Annotated in this window: 3 protein-coding genes; 2 read left to right on the top strand and 1 reads right to left on the bottom strand. The window is 73.9% G+C overall.

Annotated features, from left to right (window positions below; all coding sequences use genetic code 11):
• Both DQW06_RS19615 and DQW06_RS19610 read left to right on the top strand, forming a co-directional pair.
• On the top strand, positions 1-905 hold a 905-nt coding region (locus DQW06_RS19615; RefSeq protein WP_232833086.1), incomplete at its 5' end, for a hypothetical protein.
• Positions 906-970: 65 nt separating this feature from the next.
• A complete protein-coding gene (locus tag DQW06_RS19610; RefSeq protein WP_013154055.1) occupies positions 971-1,393 on the top strand; it encodes an NUDIX domain-containing protein in 423 nt (140 codons plus the stop codon).
• Here DQW06_RS19610 and DQW06_RS19605 read toward each other — a convergent pair.
• Positions 1,383-2,001, bottom strand: a 619-nt coding sequence (locus DQW06_RS19605) for a GNAT family N-acetyltransferase (protein ID WP_157983497.1), incomplete at its 5' end; no start/stop codon positions are given. The two genes, DQW06_RS19610 and DQW06_RS19605, sit on opposite strands and share 11 nt — an antisense overlap.

The raw sequence follows: 2,001 nt of genomic DNA, 5'->3' as shown, positions 1-2,001 counted from the left end.
TCCGCGGTCGCGACGACAACAGGGGCGGCGGCTTCCGCGGTCGGGACGACCGGCGTGACGACCGCCGTGCGCCGCGCGAGGACCGCGACCCGGCCGACGTCGCGCCCCAGCTCCCGGCGGAGGTCAGCTACTCCCAGCTGGACCCCGAGACCAGGCGTGACCTCCACTCGCTGCCCAAGTCTCTGGCCGAACTGGTCGGCAAGCACATCGTCGCCGCCGGCATGCTCCTGGACGAGGACCCCGAGCGGGCCTACGCCCACGCGGCCTACGCGCGCCGCAAGGCGTCGCGCGTTCCCGGCGTCCGCGAGGCCTCCGGTGTGGCGGCCTACACCATGGGCAAGTGGCAGGAGGCCCTGTCCGACCTGCGCGCCGCACGCCGGATGAGCGGACGCGACAATTTCCTCGCCATCATGGCCGACAGCGAGCGCGGCCTGGGCCGTCCCGAACGTGCGCTGGAGATCACCAACGACCCGGCCGCCAAGAACCTGGACGCGGCCGACCGCATCGAGCTGCGCATCGTCGCCTCCGGGGCCCGCCGGGACATGGGCGACACCAAGGCTGCCCTGGCCGAACTCCAGGTGCCCGAGCTCAAGGAGAGGCGCGCCCGCCCGTGGGTCGCCCGCCTCTTCTACGCCTACGCCGACGTCCTGGAGGAACTGGGCCGCGAGGACGACGCCCGCGAGTACTTCTCGCGCGCCTCGGCCGTGGACAGTGACGGCGTCACCGACGCCGACGAGCGGCTGGCCGCCCTGGAGGGGATGGAGCTGGTCGACTACGACGCCGAGGACGGCATCGTCTGGACCGACGCCGAGGAGCAGGAACCCCTGGAGGAGCCGCAGGAGGACGCGTCCCCGCGCGACCGCGACCGCGACGAACGGCACCGCGGCCGCGAGGACCGGGACTGAGCCCCTTCCACGGAACCGGTGGTACCGCACCGCCGGGCGGAGACGCTCCGCTCGGCGGTGCCGTCGTGCGTCTGGGGGTCCTCCCCGAGGTTCACGACTCCGTGGTGTGCCTGACCTACACCGGTGACCGGCCCCTGCTGGTGCGCAACCGGCGCCGGGCCTGGGAGTTCCCCGGCGGTCACGCCGAACCGGAGGAGACCTTCCAGGACACCGCGCGCCGCGAGGCCCGGGAGGAGGCCGGCGCCACCCTCGGCGACATCCGTCCCGTCGGCCACTACGTGCTCTCCGGCGGTCACGTCACGGTGGTCACCCACGCGCAGGTGACCGCGCTGGCTCCGCTGACCGGGGAGTTCGAGACCGTGGAGGTGCGGGCCTTCGACGTCCTGCCCTCCGACGACCAACTCTCCTGGGCGGACGGGCTCTACGCCCACCTGCTCCGGGAGCTGGGGCTGCCCGGGGCGCCGCCGGGGCCGTCCGCTAACCCCTGAGCCGCCGGACGTAGACGGTCTCGGAACCGACCGGGGCGTAGCCGAGCCGCCGGTTCGCGGCCAGCATCGGCGCGTTGTCCTCGTGGTTGCCGGTGTAGGCGTAGCGCATGCCCCGTTCACGCGCCCGGTGCAGTGCCGCGGCCTTGGCGTACCCGGCCAGGCCGCGCCCCCGGAACTCGCGCAGGGTGCCGGTCATGGACGACTCCATCCGGGTCTCCCCGTCGCTGACGTAGCAGGTGATGGCGGCCGGCACGCCCTCGACCAGTGCCAACAGGGACAGGTCCGGTGCGCGCAGCGGGTGCTCCCACACGTCCTTGCGCCACCCCTCGTAGGAGGGGAACCAGGAGTCCGCGCCCGGCTCGTCCAGGCTGGCCAGCCTGTCGACCTCGTAGATCTCCCGCGGGTCGTCGGCGTAGTCGCCGAAGGGCCGCAGTTCGACGCCCTCGGGAGCCTTCGGTAGGGCGGGTAGCGCGGCCAGGTCCAGGCCCAGGACGCGGTGGGTCTCCTCCGGGGCGTACCCCCGCTCCAGCACGGTCCGCCGGAAGGCCTCGCCCCCGGTCTGGACGCCCTCCTCGGCGGCCTCGGTCCGCAGGACCTCGGCTCCGCCC

Origin of the sequence: Nocardiopsis sp. TNDT3, from assembly GCF_003427465.1 — a bacterium.
Taxonomy (GTDB): Bacteria; Actinomycetota; Actinomycetes; order Streptosporangiales; family Streptosporangiaceae; genus Nocardiopsis; species Nocardiopsis dassonvillei.
Note: the sequence above shows the minus strand (reverse complement) of the source record. Positions and strands in the feature narration are given on the sequence as shown.